Genomic DNA, 25351 nt, shown 5'->3' with positions numbered 1-25351 from the left:
ACCCGACACAACTGCCTTTTCAGCGGTCACCAAACATTTTTTGCACTTGCCCGGCCAGCGCTTCAGCCTCGCGTGCAACCTGCTCCGAATTTTGCCCTTCAACCATCACCCGAATCAGCGGCTCGGTGCCCGACAGACGCAATAGAACCCGACCGGAATCGCCCAGCCGCGCCTCTGCTGCTGCCACCGCAGCCTGCAACTCAGGCACCTCCAAGGGAGACTCTCCGGTATTCTGATAACGCACATTGATCAGCTTTTGCGGACACTTGCTCATTCCTTTGCAGGCTTCCGCCAGGCTCTTACCCGACATCCGCAGCGCACGCACCACCTGCAACGCGGCGATGATCCCGTCACCCGTGGTGGTGTGCCGCAGACACACCAGATGCCCGGAAGCCTCACCACCCAGCTGCCAGCCACGCTGATGCAGCTCGGCCATGACATAACGGTCACCGACCTTGGCACGCACAAAGGGAATATCCCGCTCACGCAGCGCTAACTCTAGGCCGAGGTTGGTCATCAGCGTGCCGGCCACGCCACCTTCAAGCAAGCCACGCTCGTACAGATCCAGCGCCATGATATAGAGCAGCTCATCGCCGTCTACTTCATTACCCAGATGATCCACCATCATTACCCGGTCACCATCACCATCGAAGGCGATGCCCAGGTCCGCCTGACACGCAACCACTGCCCTGCTCAGCGCAGCCAAATCGGTGGAGCCAACACCCGCATTGATGTTCAGACCATCCGGACTGGCACCGATCACGCTGACTTCGGCGCCCAGCTCGCTGAACACGCTGGGGGCGACCTTGTAGGTAGCGCCATTGGCGCAATCCAGCACGATCTTCATACCCTTGAAGCTGGTACTGGTCGGTACGCTGCTTTTGCAGAATTCGATATAACGACCCGACGCATCCTCAACCCGCGCCACCTTACCCAGCTCGCCAGACTCAACCACCTGCATGGGCGTGTCGACCAATCGCTCAATTTCATGCTCCAGGGTATCGGGCAACTTGGTGCCCTGAGCCGAGAAGAACTTGATGCCATTATCGTAATGCGGGTTGTGCGATGCGCTGATGACGATGCCCGCATCTGCCTTGAAGGTGCGCGTCAAATAAGCAATAGCGGGGGTCGGCATCGGACCCAGGAGCTGCACCTGCGCACCGGCGGCGGACAACCCCGCCTCCAACGCTGATTCGAACATGTAACCGGAAATACGTGTGTCCTTGCCGATAACCACACGACACTGACCATGGTGCTTGAATGCCATGCCAGTCGCCCAGCCGAGTCTGAGCATGAATTCAGGTGTAATCGGGTGGGTCCCAACCGGACCACGGATGCCATCAGTGCCGAAATAGCGCTTTTCCATTTAGGAGTATCCTGAAAATCAAATATCTGAAGATCCCGCAACATTCACTGCATCGACCATACGCACCACATCAGCGGTTTCCGCCACATCATGCACACGAATGATGCGCGCACCCTTGGCTACCGCCAATGCCGCCAACGCCAAGCCTCCACTCAGACGTTGATCGACCGGCCGACCCAGCGCCTGACCTATCATGCTCTTGCGTGACACTCCCACCAGAATAGGCAGATCGAGCGGACGCAGCGCTTCCATATGAGCGAACAGTTCGAGGTTATGCTGCAGAGTTTTACCAAAACCGAAACCGGGGTCGAGCACCAGCCTGCTGCGCTCGATTCCCGCGTCCAGGCAGGCTTGGACCCGCGCCTCGAGAAAAGAGTTCACCTGGACCAATACTGAATCGTAGACCGGTGCCTGCTGCATGCTCTGCGGCTCACCCTGCATGTGCATCAGACACACGGCCAGCCTCGAGTCTACCGCCGCCTGCATGGCACCGGGACGGCACAGTGCACGAATATCGTTGATCAACCCGGCACCCACGGCCGCCGAACCACTGATGACCTCGGGCGTACTGGTATCGATCGACACCACCACATCAAAGCGCGCCTTGATCGCCTCGACCATAGGCACCACTCGATCAACCTCTTCCTGGACACCGACCAGCGCAGCGCCGGGACGCGTCGACTCGCCACCAATATCGATCAGCGTCGCACCCGCAGCAAGCATCTGCTCAACATGCGCCAGCGCAGCATCACGATTATTGTAGCGACCGCCGTCGGAAAACGAATCAGGGGTGATGTTCAGAATACCCATGACATGGGTACGGGAAAGGCTCAGCTCCCGGTCGCCGCAAGGCAACCGGGAGTTATTACGTGGTTCTGTCATGCTGTCCTCAGTGCTCGCTGGCAGGACCGCCAATGATACCGTCATTCTCCTGAGAATCCTGGGGCGCATCCGCATCAGGAATCATTGCGCCGGGGCCACGACGGTCATCGTCCGACCACCCTTTGGGATCCCGCACCGGCGTGCCGCTCATGATGTCATTGATCTGCTCGAGATCGATGGTTTCGTACTTCATCAGCGCTTCAGCCATCACATCCAGCTTGTCGCGGTTCTCTTCCAGAAGACGCTTGGCGGTGGCGTAGCAGCCATCGATAATGCTGCGTACTTCCTCGTCGATCATCCGCGCCGTTTCGGCGGACACGCTGGTCTGCTGGCTGCCGGCACTGCGCCCGAGAAACACTTCGCCTTCTTCCTCGGCATACATCAACGGACCCAGCTTTTCCGACAATCCCCATTTGGTCACCATGTTCCGCGCCAACTGGGTGGCACGCATGATGTCGTTGGATGCACCCGTGGTCACACCATCAAAACCCAGCGTCATTTCCTCGGCAATCCGACCGCCAAACAGCGAGCAGATCTGACTGATCAGTGCGCGCTTGGACAGGCTGTAACGATCTTCCTCAGGCAGGAACATGGTCACACCCAACGCACGTCCGCGTGGAATGATCGACACTTTGTAGACCGGATCATGCTCGGGCACCAGACGCCCAACGATGGCATGGCCGGACTCGTGGTACGCGGTATTGAGCTTTTCCTTGTCGGACATGACCATGGACTTGCGCTCGGCGCCCATCATGATCTTGTCCTTGGCCATTTCAAATTCGTTCATTTCGACCAGGCGCTTGCCGGCACGAGCGGCGAACAGCGATGCCTCGTTGACCAGGTTGGCCAGATCAGCACCCGAGAAGCCGGGCGTGCCACGGGCGATCCCCGATGCCACAACGTCGTCACCCAGCGGCACCTTGCGCATGTGCACCTTGAGAATCTGTTCGCGACCACGGATATCAGGCAGCCCCACCACCACCTGGCGGTCAAAACGGCCGGGGCGCAGCAGTGCGGGATCAAGCACGTCGGGGCGGTTGGTTGCAGCGACCACGATGACACCGTCATTGGCCTCGAAACCATCCATTTCCACCAGCAACTGGTTCAGGGTCTGCTCGCGCTCATCATGACCACCACCCATACCGGCGCCACGATGACGACCGACCGCGTCGATCTCATCGATGAAAATAATGCAAGGCGCATGCTTCTTGGCCTGTTCAAACATGTCGCGCACACGGCTGGCACCGACGCCGACGAACATTTCCACGAAGTCAGAGCCGGAAATGGTGAAGAAGGGTACCTTGGCCTCACCTGCTACCGCCTTGGCCAGCAACGTTTTACCGGTACCTGGCTGACCGACCATCAGTACGCCGCGCGGAATATGGCCACCCAGACGCTGAAACTTGCCCGGATCACGCAGAAACTCAACCAGCTCACCAACCTCTTCCTTGGCCTCATCACAACCAGCGACATCGGCAAAGGTCGTCTTGACCTGATCCTCCGTCAGCATCCGCGCCTTGCTCTTGCCGAAGCTCATCGGACCACCACGACCACCGCCGCCGCCCTGCATCTGCCGCATGAAGAACATGAAAATGGCGATGATGATCAGAATCGGGAAGCTGGCGATCAGCAACTGAGTCCAGATGCTCTGACGCTCCGGCTGCTTGCCTTCGACGACCACGTCGTTTTCCAGCAGATCGCCAATCAGGCCGTTGTCCTGAATGGCTGGACGCACTGTCTTGAAGACTTCGCCATCACGGCGCTTGCCGGTAATGATGAATCCATCCACGGTAACGCGTTCGACCTGGCGATCACTCACCAGCTCAAGAAATTCGGTGTAATTCAGTGCTCGCGGTTCGGTCGGACTGCTGAAATTGTTCATCACAGTCACCAGCACTGCAGCGATGATCAACCACAGAATGAGGTTTTTCGCCATATCGTTCAAATTGCTATCCTCTTGCCCCGCCATCTGAATGGTCGAAGCCTGGCTGTATTCGTCTGTTTATCCGGCCATCTACCTTACACCAGATTCTGCCACTGCGGCAGTCGCACCTGTGTAACGCGCTGTGTCCTCAGCCCACCACTCAGGCTTCACCCTTGAAGCCCTTACCCAGGAGATAGGTCTCTCTGGATCGATCCCGGGAGGCACCCGGCTTGCGCGTAACCATCTTGTCGAAACGGCCACGCATCTCCTTGAAATAATCGTCGAACCCTTCGCCGTGAAACACCTTGATCAGGAAATCGCCGCCTGGATGCAGTACCCGGCAGGCCATATCCAACGCCAGCTCACACAGATAGATTGCACGTGGCTGGTCGACTTCGGGCGTTCCACTCATATTGGGGGCCATATCCGAAATTACAAGATCCACACGACTATCACCGATGGCAGCGAGTATCGCCTCGAACACGGCGTCTTCGGTAAAATCGCCTTCAATGAAGGTGACATCCGGGATACTGTCCATCGGCAGAATATCCGAGGCAATGATACGCCCCTTCTCGCCAATCACCCGACTGGCCACCTGCGACCACCCGCCCGGCGCCGAACCAAGATCCAGCACGGTGATGCCAGGGCGCAGCAAGCGGTCCTTTTCCTGAATCTCCAGCAGCTTGTAGCTGGCACGGGAGCGGTAGCCGTCCTTTTGCGCCTTCTTTACATAAGGGTCATCGAAATGTTCTTTCAACCAACCCTTGCTGGTCTTTGATCTTGCCACGGAATACCTCATGCAGCGGATTGCTCCGCCGGTTATACTAGATCCCTTAAACGACCTTCATCGAACATCGCACAGGGATTCAAACGGATTATTATGGCGCTCAGCTCTGAACAGAAGAAAGCCTACAAACGCATTGGGCACCATCTCAAGCCGGTGGTGATAGTCAGCGAGCAAGGCGCCAGCGAAGGCGTGCTGGCCGAGCTTGACCGTGCCCTGAACGATCATGAACTGATCAAGATCCGCATCACCGTTGGCGATCGCGATACCAAGCAGACCCTGATCGAAGAACTCTGCAAAGCCAGTGGTGCAGAGCTGGTTCAGGTTATCGGCAAAATGGCCATCCTGCTGCGTCGCAACAAGAAAGCCAACCCCAAGCTGTCAAACCTGGCTCGCCTCAAGGATCTCTGATCCCGGCCTGTCAGACAGCCTGTCTGGCAGCTTCTTCCCGAAGCAGGCATTTGTATGAGCGGCCACCAAAAGCCGCCCCTACATCAGTGTTCCGCAATCTCATCCGGGCGCGGCTGCAGTGTCAATACCAGACCGGCAAACGCCAGCACCAGATAACTGAAGAACTGCCAATATGCTCCGTTCGGCAAACCGCCGACAACGAAAAAAGCAGCAGCTGCCAGCATGACCAACAGCAGCAACTGCCCACGCAAATCCCGCCAGATCACCAAACCCAACACCGAGCACGCTACCACGCACTGCAATAGCGCACATACCGCTGCAAAGCCCACCAGCAACGGGCGCATGAACCCGCCTATTTCATCAATCAGCAAGGGCGCCAGACCAAATCGCTCCAGCGCCGGCAGCATGACGAAATGCAACATCCATACGCCGCCCACCCACAACGTCTGAGCCAGCTGCCAGGCTACCCTGCCGCTGCGCATGGCCGGCAGAGTAGCACCCGGTCTCACAGGTGCTGCACCTCGACGATCTCATACTCAACGACGCCGCCAGGGGTTTTCACCGCCACGATGTCGCCCTCTTCCTTGGCGATCAATGCCCGGGCAATGGGTGAGGTGACAGAGATCTTGCGCTGCTTGATCTCCGCCTCGTCCTCACCAACGATCTGATACTGCACTTCCTCGTCGGTATCCACGTTGGCGATAGTCACGGTCGTGCCGAAGATCACCTTGCCGGTACGCGCGATGGCAGTGACATCGATCACCTGGGCATTGGACAGCCGACCTTCGATATCCCGCACCCGCGCTTCGACCATGCCCTGCTGTTCGCGGGCGGCATGGTATTCGGCGTTTTCCTTCAGGTCGCCCAACTCACGCGCTTCGGCGATGGCCTGGGTAATCTGCGGACGCATCACTGACTTCAGATGCTTGAGCTCTTCTTCCAGGGCTTCGGCGCCCTTTTTGGTCATCGGGTACTTCATATTCATAATCTCTCGTGCAGATCCTGCAGGCAACGCACCGCCCGCTCGGGTCCGAATTTCAATGCCATGCAGACTGCCTGACCGCCGGCCAGCGTGGTGGTGGAATACACCTTGTGCTGCAGCGCGTTACGACGAATGGAGTAGGAGTCAGCAATCGACTGGCGACCTTCGGTAGTATTGATCACCAGGCTGACCTGTTCGTTCTTGATCATATCGACGATATGCGGACGGCCTTCAGTGACCTTGTTCACCCTGCGCACCGGCAACCCGGCAGCCTCGATAACCTTGGCGGTCCCTGAGGTCGCGACAATATCAAAGCCCAGCTCAACCAGCTCGCGAGCCATATCGGCGACAAAGGGCTTATCATCTTCGCGTACGCTGATGAACACCGTACCGGAAGTTGGCAGCACTTCGCTGGCACCCAGCTGGGACTTGGCAAAGGCTTCGGCAAAGCTGTCGCCGACACCCATGACTTCACCGGTAGACTTCATTTCCGGCCCAAGAATGGGGTCAACGCCCGGGAATTTGGCGAACGGGAAGACCGCTTCCTTCACAGCGAAGAACGGCGGGATCACTTCCTCGGTAAAGCCCAGCTCCTTCAGCGTCTTGCCAGCCATGACGCGTGCCGCAATCTGCGCCAGCGACTGGCCGATGCACTTGGACACAAAAGGCACGGTGCGCGAGGCGCGCGGGTTCACTTCAATTACGTAAATGACACCATCCTGCAGCGCCAACTGCACGTTCATCAGCCCCACCACTCCCAGCTCCAGCGCCATGCGCTTGACCTGATCACGCATCTCGTCCTGAATCTCGGACGACAGGGAGTACGGCGGCAGCGAACAGGCCGAGTCACCGGAGTGCACACCAGCCTGCTCGATGTGCTGCATGATCGCGCCGATCACCACATCGGTGCCGTCAGATACGGCATCCACATCCATCTCGATGGCGCAGTTGAGATAGTGATCCAGCAGCACCGGGCTGTCGTTGGACACCTTCACAGCGTCACGCAGGTAGCGCTTGAGCTCGTCTTCCTGATAGACGATCTCCATGGCGCGACCACCCAGTACGTAGGACGGACGCACGACCAGCGGATAACCGATCTTGTTCGCCGCAGTAATGGCTTCATCTTCGCTGCGCACCGTGGTATTCGGCGGCTGACGCAGATTCAGACGCTCGACCATCTGCTGGAAGCGCTCGCGATCTTCGGCGCGGTCGATGGCTTCCGGGCTGGTACCGATAATCGGCACGCCGGCTTCTTCCAGAGCACGCGCCAGCTTCAGCGGGGTCTGCCCGCCGTACTGCACGATCACACCCTTGGGCTGCTCGACACGAACGATTTCCAGTACGTCTTCCAGGGTCACCGGCTCGAAATACAGGCGATCGGAGGTGTCGTAGTCGGTGGAAACGGTTTCCGGGTTACAGTTGACCATGATGGTCTCGTAACCGTCTTCACGCATGGCCAGTGCCGCATGTACGCAGCAATAGTCGAACTCGATGCCCTGACCGATACGGTTCGGCCCGCCACCCAGGATCATGATCTTGTCGCGGCTGGACGGATTGGCCTCACACTCTTCCTCGTAGGTCGAGTACATGTAGGCCGTATCGGTGGCGAATTCGGCGGCGCAGGTATCCACCCGCTTATACACCGGGAACACCCCCAGCTTATGACGCTGCGAACGCAGGTTCTTCTCGCTCACGCCCAGCAACTGCGCCAGGCGGGTATCGGAAAAGCCCTTGCGCTTGAGACGGTACATCAGAGTCTTGTCGAGATCAGCCAGACCAAGCTTCTTGATGCGCTCCTCGTCCTTGATCAGATCTTCGATCTGCACCAGGAACCAGGGATCGATATTGGTCAGCTCGAAAATACGCTCCACACTCATACCGGAACGGAAGGCATCGCCGATATACCAGATACGCTCGGCACCGGGGACGGTCAGCTCACGAGTCAGATTGGTGGGGGTATCGGCGGCATTCAGATCCAGCTGCGGATCAAAGCCACAGGAGCCCACTTCCAGACCGCGCAAGGCCTTCTGCAGGGATTCCTGGAAGGTACGGCCGATGGCCATGACCTCACCCACGGATTTCATCTGCGTAGTCAGGCGGGCGTCGGCATTCGGGAATTTCTCGAAGGCGAAACGTGGAATCTTGGTGACAACGTAGTCAATCGACGGCTCGAAGGACGCCGGGGTGCGACCACCGGTAATGTCATTCTGCAATTCGTCGAGGGTATAGCCCACTGCCAGCTTGGCCGCGATCTTGGCGATCGGGAAGCCGGTCGCTTTGGAAGCCAGCGCAGAGGAGCGCGATACCCGCGGGTTCATCTCGATGACTACCATGCGCCCGTCCTTCGGATCGATACCGAACTGGACGTTGGAACCGCCGGTTTCCACACCGATTTCACGCAGCACCGCCAGCGAGGCGTTGCGCATGATCTGGTATTCCTTGTCAGTCAGCGTCTGGGCTGGTGCAACCGTGATGGAATCGCCGGTATGCACGCCCATGGGATCGAAATTCTCGATCGAGCAGACGATGATGCAGTTGTCCTTCTTGTCGCGGACAACTTCCATTTCATATTCTTTCCAACCGATCAGCGACTCGTCGATCAACAATTCCTTGGTCGGTGACAGATCCAGACCCCGGTTGCAGATTTCTTCGAACTCTTCGCGGTTGTAGGCGATGCCGCCGCCGGTGCCGCCCATGGTGAAGGACGGACGAATGATGCAGGGAAAGCCCACCTGCTCAAGCACGCCGTGGGCTTCGGCCATATTGTGAGCGATACCCGAGCGAGGGCATTCCAGACCGATGGCCCGCATGGCCTGGTCAAAGCGCGAGCGGTCTTCGGCCTTATCGATGGCATCCGCGTTGGCGCCGATCATTTCCACACCGAATTTTTCCAGCACACCGTGCTTTTCCAGATCCAGCGCACAGTTCAGCGCGGTCTGGCCGCCCATGGTCGGCAGCAGCGCATCAGGGCGCTCCTTCTCGATGATCCGGGCTACGGTCTCCCACTTGATCGGCTCGATATAGGTAGCATCGGCCATCGCCGGGTCGGTCATGATGGTGGCCGGGTTGGAGTTAACCAGGATGACCCGGAACCCTTCCTCTCTCAGTGCCTTGCAGGCCTGAGCACCGGAATAGTCAAACTCACAGGCCTGGCCGATCACGATGGGACCGGCGCCGAGGATCAGAATACTTTTGATATCAGTACGTTTTGGCATAGTGTTTCATTAATCCTTGGAGTTTACCGGCTCAGCAATTTTTACCCATAGCGGCGATGAACCGCTCGAACAGCGGCGCCACATCACCCGGTCCAGGGCTGGCTTCGGGGTGCCCCTGGAAGCTGAAGGCAACCTTGTCGGTGCGCTCGATACCTTGCAGAGTGCCGTCAAACAGGGACTTGTAGGTCGCCCGGACGTTGGCCGGCAGACTGGCTTCGTCTACGGCAAAGCCATGATTCTGGCTGGTGATCATGACGGCACCGGTACGCAGGTCCTGCACGGGATGGTTGGCACCGTGGTGCCCACTGGCCATTTTCATGGTGCGAGCGCCGGAAGCCAGGGCCAGCAGCTGGTGGCCCAGACAGATACCGAGAATCGGCATTTCGGCCTCCAGCAGCTCCTGAATAGCCTTGATTGCATAATCACAGGGCTCCGGATCACCCGGACCGTTGGACAGCAACACGCCATCGGGATTCAGCGCCAATACTTCAGCGGCAGTGGTCTGCGCAGGCACAACGGTCAACCGGCAGCCACGCGCGACCAGCATCCGCAGAATGTTGTATTTGACACCGAAATCAAACACCACCACATGGTAGGGCAGATCAGCCGCGTCGATTTCCGCATGGCTATCGGTCGCCAGATCCCAGGCACCTGAACGCCATTCGTAAGCCTCCTTGACGCTGACCTCCTTGGCCAGGTCCATACCCTTCAGCCCTGCGAAGCCGCGCGCCAGTTCGAGAGCCTTGGCTTCAGTCGCATCCTCACCCGCCATGACACAACCATTCTGAGCGCCCTTCTCGCGAAGGATGCGCGTCAGACGACGGGTATCGATACCGGCAATGGCAACGGTACCGTGCTCCTTCAGATAGTCCGGCAGCGGTTGCTTGTTACGCCAGTTACTGGCCATCAACGGCAGGTCACGAATTACCAGGCCCGCAGCCCAGACCTTCCAGGATTCTGCGTCTTCGGGAGTGGTGCCGGTGTTGCCAATGTGAGGATAAGTCAGCGTGACGATCTGGCGTGCATAGGAAGGATCGGTGAGGATCTCCTGATAACCGGTCATGGCTGTATTGAATACAACCTCACCGACGCTGTGACCGTCGGCGCCGATGGCCTCACCGTGAAAAATGCTGCCGTCGGCGAGGGCGAGAATGGCGGGCTTGGACAAGAAAACCTCCGAAAGACTGACACGTTTTTACCAAACGCGGGCTGCACAAAAGCGGGAATGACGTGTTCACCACTTCACCCCACTGCATAGGCATTGTCAGATACGCGCTGAATAGACAGATTAGCGCGATAGTTTAACGGTTTGATCAGTAAATATCCATACCGCCCGCACTGCTCTGTGAACCGATATTACCTTCAAGCTCTGTTTCATAATCGCGATGAACATGCTAAAACTGCAGATGGATAAGATCCCCGACCGCAGAGTCAGGGGATATTCTGCCGGCACCACGCAGCGTTGTCGGATCAGGATCTACAACAACAAAAGGGACTCCAGGCAATGAAAACACAGCTGAAACACCTCTTGATTCTGTTTCTGCTCGGCTTCGCCGCCCAAATCCAGGCGAATACCGAGGCGCAAATGGCACAGAACCTCCACGAGCTCCGCAGCGAGAGCTATCGCGCCGCCACCTATCTATTGATCGACAACAATCTGTTCGAACGTGTGCGCGAGCCGGGCAACCGTGAGAACTACAATGACGCACTGAGCAATATGGAAAAGCTGCTGCGCCTGGTAGACAACCCCGCAGAGCTGCGCACCCCTTTCAATGAATTCATCAGCTTGATTCGAGAGCTGGAAAACCAGACCCAGGAAGAAGCTCACTACCACCTGGCAACCGTCAACCGCATCATGATGGCCCATGGCAATCTCGACAAGGCCGCCGCCGCGCAATATTCCACATTGGCCGGCACCATCAGCGAAAACCTCCATACCCTGCACCAGCAGAGCCTGGAAACCAGCCAGATCCTGTTGCTGTACCAGAACAGCATGTTCAGCTCGATCGGCATCTATTTCATCGAACCCGGCGAAACCGTATTCCAGAACATGGATGCCAGCATCGTCAAACGCTCGGCAACCCTCAAATCGCTGTTACCGGAACTGTCCGAAACCCTGACCGATCTGGACAAGCAATACAGTTTCATTCAGCCCCGTCTGCTCAACCACCGCTCCGACTGGGTGCCAACCATCGCTGCTTTCTATCTGTCGCGCAATACAGAGAAACTCAATGACCTGGCCCGCGAGCAGGTGCGCCAGAACAAGACCAGCTGACGCAACCTCGTGAACAATAAAAAGGCTGACCCGCGAGGGTCGGCCTTTTTGCGTCATGAGGGGTATGAAGACAGCCATGCTATTTAGCAACCCCCCATTACCGCCGCGTGCGCCTTCCACCATGCTGTATTTGCAGATGACCGCAAGATCCTCACCTACCGCATCCAGCACCCGCCGCAACACCTCACGCGGGAAACGCAGACGATTATCCAATGTGCCGCCGTAAAGGTCGTTGCGTTTATTGTAAAGCGGCGACAAAAACTGGCTGAGCAGGTAGCCATGGCCCATATGGATTTCCACAGCATCAAAGCCCGCCTCCCGCGCCAGCTGCGCACCACGGGCAAACTCGGCGGCGATGCGCTCCATATCCGCCGCATTCATCTGGCGTTTGAGATACTGCCCACTCATCAGGCCTATCTTGTTGGACCCGCCACTGGCCGAAAGCGGCCTGCTTTGCCCGGGTACTTTGGTGAACGTGAAGCAGCCACCATGGGTAACCTGCGCCGACACTGCACCGCCTTTTGCGTGCACTGCATCGGTCAGGGCACGCAGGTGGGGTAGCGTGGCGCGGTCCAGGCAAATCTGGTTTGGCAGCGTGCAACCCTGGGTGCTGACAGCGCAATAGGCCAGTGTTGTCAGCCCAACCCCGCCAGCTGCCATATCCGCATGGAATTGCACCAATTGCCGAGAAGGCACGCCATCGGGTGACATACCTTCATTGGTTGCCGATTTGACGAAGCGGTTACGCAGCGTCAAAGGGCCAATGACCACCGGGCTGTATGCCAGAGCCACATCATGTGCTGCCGCATCCTTCATGCGCACCTCCGAGGAGAACACCAGCCCGCGCCGGCCAAACATGACCAGAGGGGGTTAGCGTTCATGCAAATCGAGTAGGTAGGCAAGAACATCAACGCCCACCTGGGACGCTCTTGATTCTCAGAGGCAGGCCACAAGACAACATCGTCTGATCAGACGAGAGGAAGCTATTTAGGCGTAACCCAACCGCGTCCTGACAGACACAAAAAACCCCGGCGCAGCTAACTGGCCGGGGTTTTTGCTGGTTCCGCTACTGCCACATAATCAATCGCGCAGCGACAACACATCCTGCATGTCGAACAAACCACTTTTGCGCTCGCCCAGCCAGATCGCCGAACGCACAGCACCCTTGGCAAAGGTCATGCGGCTGGAGGCTTTATGGGTGATTTCGACGCGCTCGCCTTCGGTGGCAAACAGCACCGTGTGATCACCGACCACATCGCCGGCACGCACGGTGGCAAAACCTATGGTCTCGCGATCACGTGCGCCGGTCTGACCTTCGCGGCCATACACCGCCACCTTCTGCAGATCACGACCCAGCGCATCGGCAACCACTTCACCCATGCGCAGCGCAGTACCGGACGGTGCATCGACCTTGTGCCGGTGGTGGGCTTCAATGATCTCGATATCCGCCTCATCACCCATGACCCGAGCAGCCATATCCAGCAGCTTGAGGGTCAGGTTGACACCCACACTGAAGTTAGGCGCGAACACCACCGGCACCTGCTCGGCCGCCTTGGCAATCACCAGCTTCTCCTCTTCGGAGAAGCCGGTAGTACCGATTACCAGCGCCTTGCCCGCCGCGCGGCAGGTCTCGAGGTTGACCAGAGTACTGGTGGGATGCGTGAAGTCGATCAGCACATCAAAGTCACCCAGCACCCCGTGCAGATCACCGACGATATTCACGCCCAGTTTGCCCAGGCCCGCCAGCTCACCGGCGTCAGCACCGATCAAGCTGCTTTCCGGACGCTCGATTGCCGCCGTCAGGCTGGCTCCTTCTGCTTGCTGGATGGCCTCGATCAAGGTCTTGCCCATCCGCCCGGCTGCGCCGATAACCGCTACTCTTTTCATGCTTGCCCCGGTCAGAACTTCATGTCTTCAAAGAAATTTTTCACACCTTCGAACCAGTTCTTGGCCCGCGGCGACTGATTGCTGCCTTCGGCCTGCAGCGTATCACGCAGCTCGCCCAGCAGCTCGCGCTGACGCTTGGTCAGGTTGACTGGCGTTTCCACGGACACACGGCACAGCAAATCACCGGCAGAACCACCACGCACCGGCACCACACCCTTGCCGCGCAAGCGGAACAGCTTACCGGTCTGAGTGCCCTCGGGAATCTTCAGCTTGACCCGACCATCCAGCGTCGGCACTTCCAATTCACCGCCCAGGGCAGCATCAGCAAAGTTGATCGGCACTTCGCAGTACAGATTCTTGCCATCGCGCTGGAACAGCTTGTGCTCACGTACCGAGACGACTACATACAGATCCCCGGACGGCCCGCCATTGACGCCCGCCTCACCTTCGCCGGACAAACGAATGCGATCACCGGTATCCACCCCAGCCGGCACCTTGACCGACAGGGTCTTGTGTTCTTCAACCCGGCCCTGACCATGACAATCCTTGCACGGATCGCTGATCATCTGCCCGGTACCATGACAGCGCGGACAGGTCTGCTGCACCGAGAAGAAACCCTGCTGCATGCGCACCTGACCATGCCCACCACAGGTGGTACAGGTCACCGGGCTGGTGCCCTTCTTGGCGCCGCTGCCATCACAGGTGGTGCAGCCAACCAGCGTCGGGACGCGAATGGTGACCGAGGTGCCGCGAACGGCCTCCTCCAGGTCCAGCTCCAGGGTATAACGCAGGTCACTGCCGCGCTGCACGCTGGAACGACCGCGCCCACCACCGCCGCCGCCACCGCCACCGCCACCGCCACCGAAGATGTCACCGAACACATCACCGAAGATGTCGGAGAAATTACCGCCACCACCGAAGCCGCCGGCACCGGCGCCCATGTTCGGATCCACACCGGCGTGGCCGTACTGATCGTAGGCTGCGCGCTTGTTGGCGTCGGTGAGCATCTCGTAGGCCTCATTGGCCTCCTTGAATTTCTCTTCCGCTTCCGCGTCATCCGGATTACGGTCCGGGTGATGCTTCATTGCCAGCCGGCGATAGGCCTTTTTCAGCTCGGCTTCACTGGCGCCGCGCTCCACGCCCAGCACTTCATAATAATCACGCTTGGCCATAAATCCTGTTTCCTTTAGAAAGCCTTACGGCACAAACAGCAACGCGGGAATAGCTCCCGCGTTGCCTTGCCGCGTTGTGTACCGGGCCTCAGGCAAGGCCCGACGCCCGGTCACGCAAGGACTACTTGTTGTTGTCCTTGACCTCTTCGAACTCGGCATCCACTACATCGTCGCCATCGGCATTGCCGGCGTCTTCCTGCGCGCCACCCTGCTCCGCCTGGGCCTGTTCAGCATACATCTTCTGCACCATCGGACCGGAGGCCTCGGACAACGCATTGATCTTGGCTTCGATGTCGGCCTTGTCATCACCCTTGATAGCCTGCTCCAGATCGGCCAGCGCCGTCTCGATGGCAGTCTTCTCTTCCTCGGTGGCCTTGTCGCCGACCTCAGTCAGGGTCTTGCGTGTCGCGTGAACCAGTTGATCGCCCTGGTTGCGGATATTCACCAGTTCCTCGAACTTGCGGTCTTCATCGGCATTGGCCTCAGCATCGCGCACCATCTGTTCGATCTCTTCATCAGTCAGACCGGAAGAGGCCTTGATGATGATCGACTGCTGCTTGCCGGTAGCCTTGTCCTTGGCGGACACGTTGAGGATACCGTTGGCATCGATGTCGAAGCTGACTTCGATCTGCGGTACACCGCGCTGTGCCGGCGGAATGTCAGCCAGGTCGAAACGGCCCAGTGACTTGTTCTGCGACGCCTGTTTACGCTCACCCTGCAGCACGTGAATGGTCACGGCAGTCTGGTTGTCATCAGCGGTCGAGAACACCTGCGACTTCTTGGTCGGGATGGTGGTGTTCTTCTCGATCAGCGCCGTCATCACGCCACCCATGGTTTCGATACCCAGCGACAGCGGGGATACGTCCAGCAGCAGCACGTCCTTCACGTCACCAGCCAGTACCGCACCCTGAATCGCTGCACCCACGGCAACGGCTTCATCCGGGTTGACGTCCTTGCGCGGCTCCTTGCCGAAGAACTCGGCAACGGTCTTCTGAACCAGGGGCATGCGAGTCTGACCACCGACCAGGATCACTTCATTGATCTCGGATACATCCAGACCAGCGTCTTTCATGGCCACACGGCACGGCTCGATGCTGCGCTTGACCAGCTCTTCAACCAGCGATTCCAGCTTCGCACGGGTCACCTTGACCTGCAGGTGCTTGGGACCGGTGGCATCAGCCGTGATGTACGGCAGGTTGACGTCGGTCTGCTGACTGGTGGACAGCTCGATCTTGGCCTTTTCGGCAGCTTCTTTCAGACGCTGCAGGGCCAGCGGATCGTGGTGCAGATCAACGCCGTTTTCCTTCTTGAACTCATCCGCCAGATAGTCGATCAGGCGCATGTCGAAATCTTCACCACCCAGGAAGGTGTCGCCGTTGGTGGCCAACACTTCGAACTGGTGCTCGCCATCCACTTCAGCAATCTCGATGACCGAGACGTCGAAAGTACCACCACCCAGGTCATAGACCACAATGGTGGAGTCGCCACGGGCCTTGTCCATACCGTAGGCCAGCGCTGCCGCGGTCGGCTCGTTGATGATGCGTTTGACGTCCAAACCGGCGATGCGGCCGGCGTCCTTGGTGGCCTGACGCTGACTGTCGTTGAAGTACGCAGGCACCGTAATCACCGCCTCGGTGACCGGCTCGCCCAGGTAATCTTCAGCGGTCTTTTTCATCTTCTTCAGGACTTCGGCTGACACCTGCGGCGGCGCCATTTTCTCGCCCTTGGCTTCCACCCAGGCGTCACCGTTGTCGGCCTTGATGATCTTGTAGGGCACCAGCTTGATGTCCTTCTGCACGACGTCTTCGTCGAAACGACGACCAATCAGACGTTTGACGGCGTTCAGGGTGTTCTGCGGGTTGGTGACCGACTGACGCTTGGCGGACATACCCACCAGCGTCTCGCCATCATTGGTATAGGCAACGATGGACGGTGTGGTGCGACCGCCTTCGGCGTTCTCGATAACCTTGGCTACGCCATTTTCCATGACCGCGACGCAGGAGTTGGTAGTCCCCAGGTCGATACCGATAATTTTACCCATGTGCTGTATCTCCAAATATGCTGGCCGCGTATTGTTCAGCGGCATTGTTCAATCTGTGTATGAACCCTAGATGGGGTCAAAAAAAGTCAATTTCAAGCCTTCTCGTCAATCGATCCGGCAGCACCGCCGACACCGGCTTTGCTGACCACCACCATGGCCGGACGCAACAGGCGACCGCTGATGGTGTAGCCCTTCTGGAATACCTTGATCACGGTATTGGGCTCGACGTTGTCGCGCTCTTCCATGGTCATTGCCTGATGCAACTCGGGATTGAAGGGCTCGCCATGCGGATCAACCGCCACCACCTGATAGCGGGCCAGGGTGTCACCGAACAACTTCAGGGTCAGCTCCATGCCATCGCGCATCGGCTTGATGGCTGGATCTTCATCGCTGGACAGCTCCAGGCCACGCTCCAGGCTGTCGACCACGGCCAACAGGTCATTGGCAAAACGTTCCAGAGCGAACTTGTGCGCCTTCTCCACTTCCTGCTCAGCGCGGCGACGGGCATTCTGCACATCGGCAGCAGCACGCAGTGCCTGATCCTGTGCCGCAGCCAGCTGCTCTTCCAGGCTGGTAATCCGGGCTACCAGATCTTCTTCTACGGCGACCGTACCCTGCGCCTGATCAGCTGCGGCGTCGTCGTCCTGCAGCTCCTGTCTCGGTTCGTCCACCATGCATATCTCCTGTCTGACAAAAAAGGCGACACGGCCCGCAGGCCGGATTGATCTTTACTGGTCCCTATATGGGGCTTCACTCTCCAGGTTCAAGTGCATTTTTTCAGAGGTTGCAAAGGGGGTTGTAGAACAGCACACCACTACTGTATAAATAACCAGAACAACAAACTCCGGAGAACGACGCCATGCTGGTGCACCTGGCGGTTAACAATTACGCGATTGTCGATCATCTCGAGCTGGAACTGGAGCGGGGCATGTCGGTCATCACCGGTGAAACCGGGGCTGGCAAATCCATCATGCTCGATGCCCTGTCGCTGGCCCTTGGCGATCGCGCTGACAGTGGCGCCGTGCGCCCCGGCGCCGACAAGGCGGACATTCTCGCCACCTTCGATATCAGCGATATTCCCGAGGCCGTGCAATGGCTGAGCCAGCGCGATCTTGCCAACGATGAAACACAGGTCATCCTGCGCCGCGTAGTCACCGCTGAAGGTCGCTCACGCGGCTATATCAACGGCAGCCCCTGCCCCCAGCAGGACCTCAAGGCACTGGGCGAAATGCTGATCGATATCCACAGCCAGCACGAACACCAATCATTGTTGAAAACCGATACCCACCGCCGGCTGCTGGACGAGTATGCCGGCGCCGGTGATCTCGCCCGCCAGGTGCAACTGGCTGCCCAGCGCTGCCGGCAGACCGAACAGGCACTGAAACAGGCCAGCGAAACCAGTGACGAACAGAACGCCCGGGTTCAGCTGCTCAGCTATCAGCTGGAAGAACTCGACAACCTGAGCCTGCAGGATGGCGAACTGAATCAGCTGGAAACTGAACAGCGCCAGCTGGCCAACGCCGAGCTGATCATGCAGTCATGCCAGCAGATCATCAATATCTGCAGCGAAAATGACAGCGGCAGCGTACTGCAGGCACTGACCTCCAGCCTCAGCCGACTGGGCGGCCTGAAAGAACATGGCCGTAGCCTGGACGAAGCACACAGTCTGCTGGCCGGTGCACAGATTCAGGTGGAAGAAGCGGTCGGTGAGTTGACCCGCTATCTGGACCACTTTGAGGCCGACCCCCAGCGCCAGCAACAGGTCGAAGAGCGGCTGGGCGTGATTCATGATCTGGCACGCAAGCATCGTATCAACGCTGACCAGCTGCCCGCTCTGCAGCAACAGCTGATCGACGAGCTGGAAAACATTCAGCAACACGGCGCCGACAAGGAACGCCTGGCAGATGAACTCGAAGCCTATCGCGAACACTTTCACACGCTGGCAAATAAATTATCCGCCACCCGCAGCAAGGCAGCAGCACGCCTGGCCAAGGCAGTCACCGGAGAAATCAAGCAGCTGGGTATGCCGGGTGGACAGATAAAGGTGGAGTTGCATCCGCTCAAGCTGGACCAATATCCCCTGCAAGGCCTGGAAAATGTCGAGTTCCTGGTCAGTGCCAACCCCGGACAACCGGCCAAGCCGCTGGCCAAGGTCGCTTCCGGAGGCGAACTATCACGTATCAGTCTCGGCATTCAGGTCATCACCGCGCAGACTTCACGGGTACCGACGTTGGTATTTGACGAAGTAGATGTGGGGATTGGCGGGCCGACCGCGGAGATCGTTGGCAAACTGTTGCGACAGCTGGGCGAGCGCGGCCAGGTGCTGACCGTGACCCACCTGCCCCAGGTGGCGGCACAGGGGCATCAGCACCTGTTTGTACGCAAGGATCAGAAACGCGACTCTACCCGCACCTATATTGATCGTCTGGATCAGGAAGGCCGAGTGCATGAAGTGGCGCGGATGTTGGGAGGAGTTGATCTTACCGAGGAATCTCTGGCCCACGCCCGTAAACAACTGGCGGGCAATAAGCCATGATCGGCTGACGGGTTGCCCGTCAGCTTAAGCAGGCCAGGCTGTTGCCCGGCCTGCCGTCATTTCAGACTTTCTTTTTCACGTACAACACGAGATTGTGGTCCACCATCTCGTAACCGTGCTCCTCGACGATTTCTTTCTGCCGGCGCTCGATTTCGGCATCAAAAAACTCGATCACCTCACCGGTGTCCACACAAACCATGTGGTCGTGATGCTCACCATCTGCCAGCTCGAACACGGCATGGCCGCCATCGAAGTTGTGGCGCACCACCAGGCCAGCTGTCTCGAACTGGGTGAGAACCCGATAAACGGTAGCCAATCCGACATCCTCACCCGCCTCCATCAGCGCCTTGTATACATCCTCAGCACTCATATGACGGTCTTCGGTATTGTCCAGCATCTGCAGGATCTTGACGCGCGGCAGGGTTACCTTGAGCCCTGCTTTACGGAGTTCGTGATTTTCAACCATGGTCAGTTTCTCTCTCAACGCTTCGCAGCGCGGGATCAGTCGGGTATGATTCAGGGCCATTCAGCCAACTCTCGATAGTGGATGTTACCACGCGATGCCAAATAGTCTGAACCGTATCCTTTGTATCCTAGTATTATGCGCCGCCGGCGCCAGTCTCAGCGGCTGCGGCTTTCCGGGCGTGTACAAGATCGACGTGCAGCAGGGCAACGTCGTCACCCAGGAAATGATTGACCAGCTGCGTCCCGGCATGACCACCCGGCAGGTGCGCTTCATCATGGGCACCCCGCTGCTACAGGACACCTTCGAGCCCAATCGCTGGGATTACCTGTACAGCATGCAGGCCGGACACAATCCCCGCGAACAGGAACGCGTCAGCCTGATTTTTGAAGGTGATCAGCTGGTCGGCCTGGCCGGCGATTTCGTTCCGGGCACCAGCCGTGATGAAGCCATCATGAGCGGCAGCAGCGACAGCGAACCGGCAGCGAGCAGCTATCCGGTCGACCTCGGCGCCCCTCTCGGCACCGGCGAATAAGCCATTGGGCGGACTCTTCCGCCCGATCTCGCCTGGCTCAATCCTCTCGGACCGCATCCTTGGCTCGGGCAGCCCGCAGCTTGCGGGCTTCCTTGGGATCGGCAATCAACGGCCGGTAGATCTCGACGCGTTCACCCTCGGTCAGTACCCGCTCCCCGGGTTTGGCCAGCGTCTTGCCGAATATTCCCATATCGCTGGTTTCCACATCCAACCCGGGGAAATGCTCGGCAATACCTGACAGGCAAGCCGCCTCCAGCGCGGTAGTTCCGGCGGGCACGGCAATGCGGGTAATGCGTTGCTTGTCCGGCAGGGCGTAAGCAACTTCCACGGTAATCGCCGGCTCACTCACCATACAATTCCTGAGCCCGCTTGGAGAACGCTTCCACCATGGTATTGGCCGCATGATTGAACAGCGGCCCCAGGGTCGCGCGGACCAGCGCACCGGAATAGTTGAATTGCATATCCAGGGTGATCTTACACGCCTGCTCATTCAGCGCCTGGAAGGTCCAGACCCCATTCAGCTCGGTGAAGGGCCCATCTTCGAGATGCATCTCGATACGCTCGCCAGGCACCAACTCATTGCGGGTGGTGAAGGTCTGATGCAATCCCGCCTTGCCCACCGTCAGGCGCGCCTGCATGGCTTCATCGCTTTCGCTGATGATCTCCGCCTTGGTGCACCAGGGTAGGAATTCGGGATAATGCTCAACCCGGTTGACCAGGTCGAACAGACGCTCCGCCGGGAAAGGCAATAAAGCAGAACGCTTGATATGCGTCGTCATAGGCTATTCACTTGAACAGTTCGGTTAGAAAAATGATCATTACTCCCACGGGCGCAACATAGCGTATCAGTGTATAGACCACCGGGAACAGACGCGATTTCTCCATCGCCAGCTCGGCTCTGACCACTTCCCTGTCCAGCACCCAGCCGGCAAACAGCACAAAACACAGCCCGCCCAACGGCAGCATGATACGGCTGGTGAGGTAGTCGATACTGTCGAAGAAGGTCTTGCCGCCGGTCTCAGTCCAGGCGAAGAAATGCCAACCCGCTTCATCAATAACAAAAAACCGCGCGTCGGCCAGTATATTGAATGACATCACCGTGCCCAGCCCGACCACCCAGCAGCCTATAGCAACAATAGTAGTCACCAGAGCACGACTTCGCTTGGTGCGTTCCACCAAATAGGCCACCGCAGGCTCCAGCATGGAGATGGATGAGCTCCAGGCCGCCACCCCCACCAACACGAAGAAGATGAAACCGAACAGTTGGCCCATGCCGACCTGACCGAAAGCATAAGGCAACGTAATGAACATCAGACCCGGGCCAGCGCTGGGCTCCAGCCCGGCGGCAAACACGATGGGAAACAACGCCATGCCGGCGGTCAGCGCCACCGCGGCGTCAATCAAGCCTACGGTCAGCACCGCCTTGCCGATGGAGGTCTTCTTCGGCATGTAAGAGCCAAACGCCATGATCGAGCCCACGCCCACACTGAGCGTGAAGAAGGCGTGGCCCATGGCGGCCAGAATACCGTCCGGCACCTTGGAGATATCGAAATGGAACAGGAATACCAGGCCTTCCTTGAAGTGACCGCTGGTCATACTGAAGCCCAGGAGCACAAGAAGAAGCAGAAACAACAGGGGCATCATCACCCGTAAACTGCGCTCCAGCCCGGCATTCACGCCCCGCGCAATGGTCCAGGCAGTAAAAATCATGAACACCGTATGCCACAGGGTCAGACGCAAGGGGTCGCCGGTCAACGCACCAAATCGCTGTTCCGCCGCATCCGCGGTAATGCCGCCGAACTCAGCGTTACCCATCGCCACTATGTACTCGAACGCCCAGCCTGCAACCACGCTGTAGAATGACAGAATACACAGCGCGCCGACCATGCCTACCATGGCGGCCCAGGACCATTTTGCAGACCCACCGGATTGCGCAGCCAGACTCTTAAGGGTATTCACGGGGCTCTGGCGCCCGCGGCGTCCGAGCAGCGTTTCCGCCAGCATGATGGGCAAACCGATCAACACAATACACAGCAGATAGACCAGCACGAAGGCACCGCCGCCGTACACGCCCACCATATAAGGAAACTTCCAGATATTGCCCAGTCCCACTGCCGAGCCGGTGGCGGCCAGAATAAAAACCCAGCGGCTCGCCCAGATACCGTGCACCGACACATCATTATTCGCCATCAGGACATACCCGGTTTGCAAAAAGAGAGGCATTGTCCGGATTCTGACCAATGCCGACAAGGGCAGCTCACGATCAAAGATAGCCGAAGCCGACGTCAGCCCCTATAATACGTCGCCTATGAGCAAGCAAAACAAACCCCAGGCCAACGGCGGCACCATCGCGCTGAACAAACGGGCCAAACACGAATACTTCGTCGAGCAACGCTTCGAAGCCGGCATCGCCCTTGCCGGTTGGGAAGTGAAAAGCCTGCGTGCCGGCAAGGCACAACTGGTGGACAGTTACGTGCTACTGAAAGATGGCGAAGCCTATCTGTTCGGCGCACATTTCACACCACTGCTGACCGCCAGCACCCACGTTATTGCCGACCCCACCCGTACCCGCAAACTGCTGCTCAACAGCCGGGAGCTGGACAAGATTCTCACCGGTGTCGAGCAGAAGGGCTACAGCTGTGTGCCAATGGCTCTGTACTGGAAAAAGCATCTGGTCAAATGCGAGATAGCGCTGGTCAAGGGCAAAAAGGATTACGACAAGCGCGAGACCGAGAAGAACCGCGACTGGGATCGTGAAAAACAGCGCCTGGTCCGCGAGAACAACCGCTGAACCACAGCTCTGTTACCAAAGATTTCCCGGCTGTACGTCAGTGAGTCTTTGGCGTAGAATCACCACTGTAATACCAGCACCATGGTTTTGGGGCCGATCAGGATTCGACGACGGTTACAAAGCTTGAGGGGCATGCCGAGTTGGTAACAGAACTCGTAAATACACTGTTGCAAACCTATATAATTGCCAATGACGACAATTATGGTGCACAACTAGCTGCGTAAGCAGCCAAGTAGCACTTCTGGTAGCTTCGGCTCCAGCAATCATCAGAGGATGTCTGTAAACTCGAAATGATTGTCATATAGAACAGAATCGCCGCCAAGTTCGCTGTAGACGTAACGGCTAAAACTCATACAGCTCGCTCCAAACACCCTGTCACTCGGGCGGTGAGGAGTTAACTCAATAGAGATGACTACGCATGTAGAACCGATAGTGGCGGACTGACGGACGCGGGTTCAAATCCCGCCGGCTCCACCAAATAAGCATCTAAAGACGTCTCCGGACGTCTTTTTTTATGCCTGAAATCCAGTAAATACGGGGCCTTCAGGTCTATCGACGTCCATGGAGATCTACCAGCAGCCACGACACTTGGCATACCAAATGGTATTCCAAGCGTTGATCTGGTATTTTTTGGAATACCAAAGCCTGCTGTGGAATACCGGAATGTGTGCTCAAGCGGTCCGCCTGACTGAAGCCAAGATCAAAAATGCCAAAGCCCAAGAAAAGGACTATGTCATGGGTGATGGCGACGGCCTTCAAATGCGAATACGAATCAATGGATAAAAGCTGTGGAATTTTAATTATTACCATCCAGTAACCAAGAAGCGTCTCAACATGGGCTTGGGCACCTACCCCGAGATATCGCTTTCTCAAGCTAGAAAGATGACGGTAGAGGCCAGAGAGCTAATCGCAAAAGGGATCGACCCGAAGGAACAACGCGATCAGGTACGCCAGGAGCAAAGAGCAGCCGTCGAGCACACCTTGGAAAAAGTTGCCGAGGCCTGGTTTGGCCTGAAGAAAGAGAACGTCACCGCAGCCTACGCCGAGGATATCTGGCGCTCCCTGACTCTGCATGTATTCCCAGATATTGGCCGAACCCCAATCTCCAAGATCACTGCTCCCAAGGTAATTGACCTTCTACGCCCCCTGGAAACCAAAGGCAGCCTGGAGACGGTCAAGCGCGTATCCCAGCGGCTAAACGAGATCATGACTTACGCAGTCAACTCTGGCCTGATACATGCCAACCCGCTGAGTGGTATCCGTGCTGTCTTCAAGAAGCCCAAGAAGCAAAACATGGCAGCCTTACACCCCGATGAACTCCCAGAGCTCATGGTCGCCTTAGCAAACGCCAGCATCAAACGAACCACACGCGCCCTGATCGAATGGCAGCTACACACCATGACTCGACCGGTAGAGGCTGCGACCACGCGCTGGTCTGATATCGATCTGAAGAAAAAGACCTGGACGATTCCTGCTGAACGAATGAAGAAGCGCCGACCGCACACCATCCCACTAACCCCACAAACCCTGGCTATCCTTGAGACAGTCAAACCCTACAGCGGACACCGTGAGTATGTGTTCCCCGCCGACCGTAACCCACGCGACCACTGCAACAGCCAGACCGCCAACATGGCGCTAAAACGCATGGGGTTCGCTGGCCGCTTGGTCAGTCACGGCATGCGTTCCATCGCCAGCACCACCTTGAACGAACACGGCTTTGAGCCAGAGTTGATTGAGGTGGCTTTAGCTCATGTGGACAAGGATGAGGTTCGCAGTGCCTATAACCGCGCTGATTACGTTGAACGCCGCCGTCCGATGATGGAGTGGTGGAGCAAGCATATTCAGCAGGCAGCCACTGGGAGCCTCTCGGTATCGGCTATCACCGAAGACAGCGCAAGAAAGGTTGTGTCGATCAGGTGATCGGAGGAAGCTGCCGGCCAGAAGCAGTCACAAGTTGACGGATGGACCGATCAGGCGTCCGCCTCTGGCGGCGTCTCATCATCGAGCGAACGCAGCCAAGCGAGTCTTTCCCCAGCCTGCGCTCAACACCTCTGTCCGTTGGCTGATACCAACCCGGCCGCGCCACG

General features: G+C 58.0%; 20 protein-coding genes, 1 other RNA gene and 2 pseudogenes. 6 read left to right on the top strand and 17 right to left on the bottom strand.

The window, feature by feature from the left end:
* Positions 1–19: 19 nt before the first annotated feature.
* The 4 genes from glmM to rlmE all read right to left on the bottom strand — a co-directional run bounded on the left by glmM (position 20) and on the right by rlmE (position 4959).
* Positions 20–1366, bottom strand: a complete 1347-nt coding sequence (gene glmM, locus INT39_RS19870) for a phosphoglucosamine mutase (protein WP_193075711.1) — start codon at positions 1364–1366, stop codon at positions 20–22.
* Positions 1367–1384: 18 nt separating this feature from the next.
* Positions 1385–2248 (bottom strand): dihydropteroate synthase, encoded by an 864-nt coding sequence (gene folP / locus INT39_RS19865; RefSeq protein ID WP_193075710.1) that lies wholly within the window; start codon positions 2246–2248, stop codon positions 1385–1387.
* Positions 2249–2255: 7 nt separating this feature from the next.
* Positions 2256–4184, bottom strand: coding sequence for an ATP-dependent zinc metalloprotease FtsH (ftsH, locus tag INT39_RS19860; RefSeq protein ID WP_193075752.1), 1929 nt, complete (start codon positions 4182–4184; stop codon positions 2256–2258).
* A gap of 148 nt (positions 4185–4332) precedes the next feature.
* Complete coding sequence (rlmE, locus tag INT39_RS19855) at positions 4333–4959, bottom strand: 23S rRNA (uridine(2552)-2'-O)-methyltransferase RlmE (protein ID WP_193075709.1); 627 nt, start codon at positions 4957–4959, stop codon at positions 4333–4335.
* Positions 4960–5052: 93 nt separating this feature from the next.
* Between rlmE and yhbY the strand changes: the two genes are divergently transcribed.
* Positions 5053–5367: a ribosome assembly RNA-binding protein YhbY gene (gene yhbY / locus INT39_RS19850; RefSeq protein ID WP_193075708.1), complete on the top strand. Its 315-nt coding sequence runs from the start codon at positions 5053–5055 to the stop codon at positions 5365–5367.
* 83 nt (positions 5368–5450) lie between these two features.
* Here yhbY and INT39_RS19845 read toward each other — a convergent pair whose 3' ends face one another.
* From INT39_RS19845 to grpE, 9 genes are all read right to left on the bottom strand, one after another.
* Positions 5451–5849 (bottom strand): DUF4149 domain-containing protein, encoded by a 399-nt coding sequence (locus INT39_RS19845; RefSeq protein ID WP_193075751.1) that lies wholly within the window; start codon positions 5847–5849, stop codon positions 5451–5453.
* A gap of 23 nt (positions 5850–5872) precedes the next feature.
* Positions 5873–6346 (bottom strand): transcription elongation factor GreA, encoded by a 474-nt coding sequence (gene greA / locus INT39_RS19840; RefSeq protein WP_193075750.1) that lies wholly within the window; start codon positions 6344–6346, stop codon positions 5873–5875.
* 2 nt (positions 6347–6348) lie between these two features.
* Positions 6349–9564 (bottom strand): carbamoyl-phosphate synthase large subunit, encoded by a 3216-nt coding sequence (carB, locus tag INT39_RS19835; protein ID WP_193075707.1) that lies wholly within the window; start codon positions 9562–9564, stop codon positions 6349–6351.
* Between the two features lie 31 nt (positions 9565–9595).
* The gene (carA, locus tag INT39_RS19830) at positions 9596–10732 is read right to left on the bottom strand and encodes a glutamine-hydrolyzing carbamoyl-phosphate synthase small subunit (RefSeq protein ID WP_193075706.1); all 1137 of its coding nucleotides are present in this window, start codon (positions 10730–10732) and stop codon (positions 9596–9598) included.
* A gap of 927 nt (positions 10733–11659) precedes the next feature.
* A complete protein-coding gene (locus INT39_RS19825; RefSeq protein ID WP_193075705.1) occupies positions 11660–12655 on the bottom strand; it encodes an NADH:flavin oxidoreductase in 996 nt (331 codons plus the stop codon).
* Positions 12656–12919: 264 nt separating this feature from the next.
* Complete coding sequence (gene dapB / locus INT39_RS19820; RefSeq protein ID WP_193075704.1) at positions 12920–13726, bottom strand: 4-hydroxy-tetrahydrodipicolinate reductase; 807 nt, start codon at positions 13724–13726, stop codon at positions 12920–12922.
* 11 nt (positions 13727–13737) lie between these two features.
* A complete protein-coding gene (gene dnaJ / locus INT39_RS19815; protein WP_193075703.1) occupies positions 13738–14898 on the bottom strand; it encodes a molecular chaperone DnaJ in 1161 nt (386 codons plus the stop codon).
* 121 nt (positions 14899–15019) lie between these two features.
* Positions 15020–16939, bottom strand: coding sequence for a molecular chaperone DnaK (dnaK, locus tag INT39_RS19810; protein ID WP_193075702.1), 1920 nt, complete (start codon positions 16937–16939; stop codon positions 15020–15022).
* A 92-nt stretch (positions 16940–17031) separates the two neighbouring features.
* The gene (grpE, locus tag INT39_RS19805) at positions 17032–17613 is read right to left on the bottom strand and encodes a nucleotide exchange factor GrpE (RefSeq protein WP_193075701.1); all 582 of its coding nucleotides are present in this window, start codon (positions 17611–17613) and stop codon (positions 17032–17034) included.
* Between the two features lie 185 nt (positions 17614–17798).
* Here grpE and recN point away from each other — a divergent pair, with 185 nt between their 5' ends.
* Positions 17799–19475, top strand: a complete 1677-nt coding sequence (gene recN, locus INT39_RS19800) for a DNA repair protein RecN (RefSeq protein ID WP_193075700.1) — start codon at positions 17799–17801, stop codon at positions 19473–19475.
* A gap of 61 nt (positions 19476–19536) precedes the next feature.
* Here recN and fur read toward each other — a convergent pair whose 3' ends face one another.
* Positions 19537–19941 carry a ferric iron uptake transcriptional regulator gene (fur, locus tag INT39_RS19795; protein ID WP_193075749.1) on the bottom strand — a complete coding sequence of 135 codons (405 nt, stop codon included), beginning with the start codon at positions 19939–19941 and terminating at the stop codon, positions 19537–19539.
* A gap of 94 nt (positions 19942–20035) precedes the next feature.
* On the opposite strand from fur, the pseudogene INT39_RS19790 reads away from it, so the two are divergent.
* Positions 20036–20437, top strand: a pseudogene (locus INT39_RS19790) (outer membrane protein assembly factor BamE); the annotation flags it as partial.
* A gap of 73 nt (positions 20438–20510) precedes the next feature.
* Here the strand turns inward: INT39_RS19790 and INT39_RS19785 are convergent.
* From INT39_RS19785 to INT39_RS19775, 3 genes are read right to left on the bottom strand one after another with little or no spacing between them, the layout of a single operon-like run.
* Positions 20511–20825 carry an RnfH family protein gene (locus INT39_RS19785; RefSeq protein WP_413468951.1) on the bottom strand — a complete coding sequence of 105 codons (315 nt, stop codon included), beginning with the start codon at positions 20823–20825 and terminating at the stop codon, positions 20511–20513.
* Positions 20815–21252 (bottom strand): type II toxin-antitoxin system RatA family toxin, encoded by a 438-nt coding sequence (locus tag INT39_RS19780; RefSeq protein WP_193075697.1) that lies wholly within the window; start codon positions 21250–21252, stop codon positions 20815–20817. Before INT39_RS19780 ends, INT39_RS19785 begins: the two co-directional genes overlap by 11 nt.
* Positions 21253–21259: 7 nt before the next feature.
* A complete protein-coding gene (locus INT39_RS19775; protein WP_193075696.1) occupies positions 21260–22663 on the bottom strand; it encodes a sodium-dependent transporter in 1404 nt (467 codons plus the stop codon).
* A gap of 118 nt (positions 22664–22781) precedes the next feature.
* On the opposite strand from INT39_RS19775, the gene smpB reads away from it, so the two are divergent.
* The 3 genes and pseudogenes from smpB (at position 22782) to INT39_RS19760 (ending at position 25184) form a co-directional block, all read left to right on the top strand.
* Positions 22782–23264, top strand: coding sequence for an SsrA-binding protein SmpB (gene smpB / locus INT39_RS19770; protein WP_193075695.1), 483 nt, complete (start codon positions 22782–22784; stop codon positions 23262–23264).
* Positions 23265–23353: 89 nt separating this feature from the next.
* Positions 23354–23741: a transfer-messenger RNA gene (gene ssrA / locus INT39_RS19765) on the top strand.
* Positions 23742–23927: 186 nt separating this feature from the next.
* A pseudogene (locus INT39_RS19760) lies at positions 23928–25184 on the top strand (integrase domain-containing protein).
* The last annotated feature ends 167 nt before the right edge of the window (positions 25185–25351 follow it).

This window comes from Pseudomonas sp. FME51 (assembly GCF_014897305.1).
Note: the sequence above shows the minus strand (reverse complement) of the source record. Positions and strands in the feature narration are given on the sequence as shown.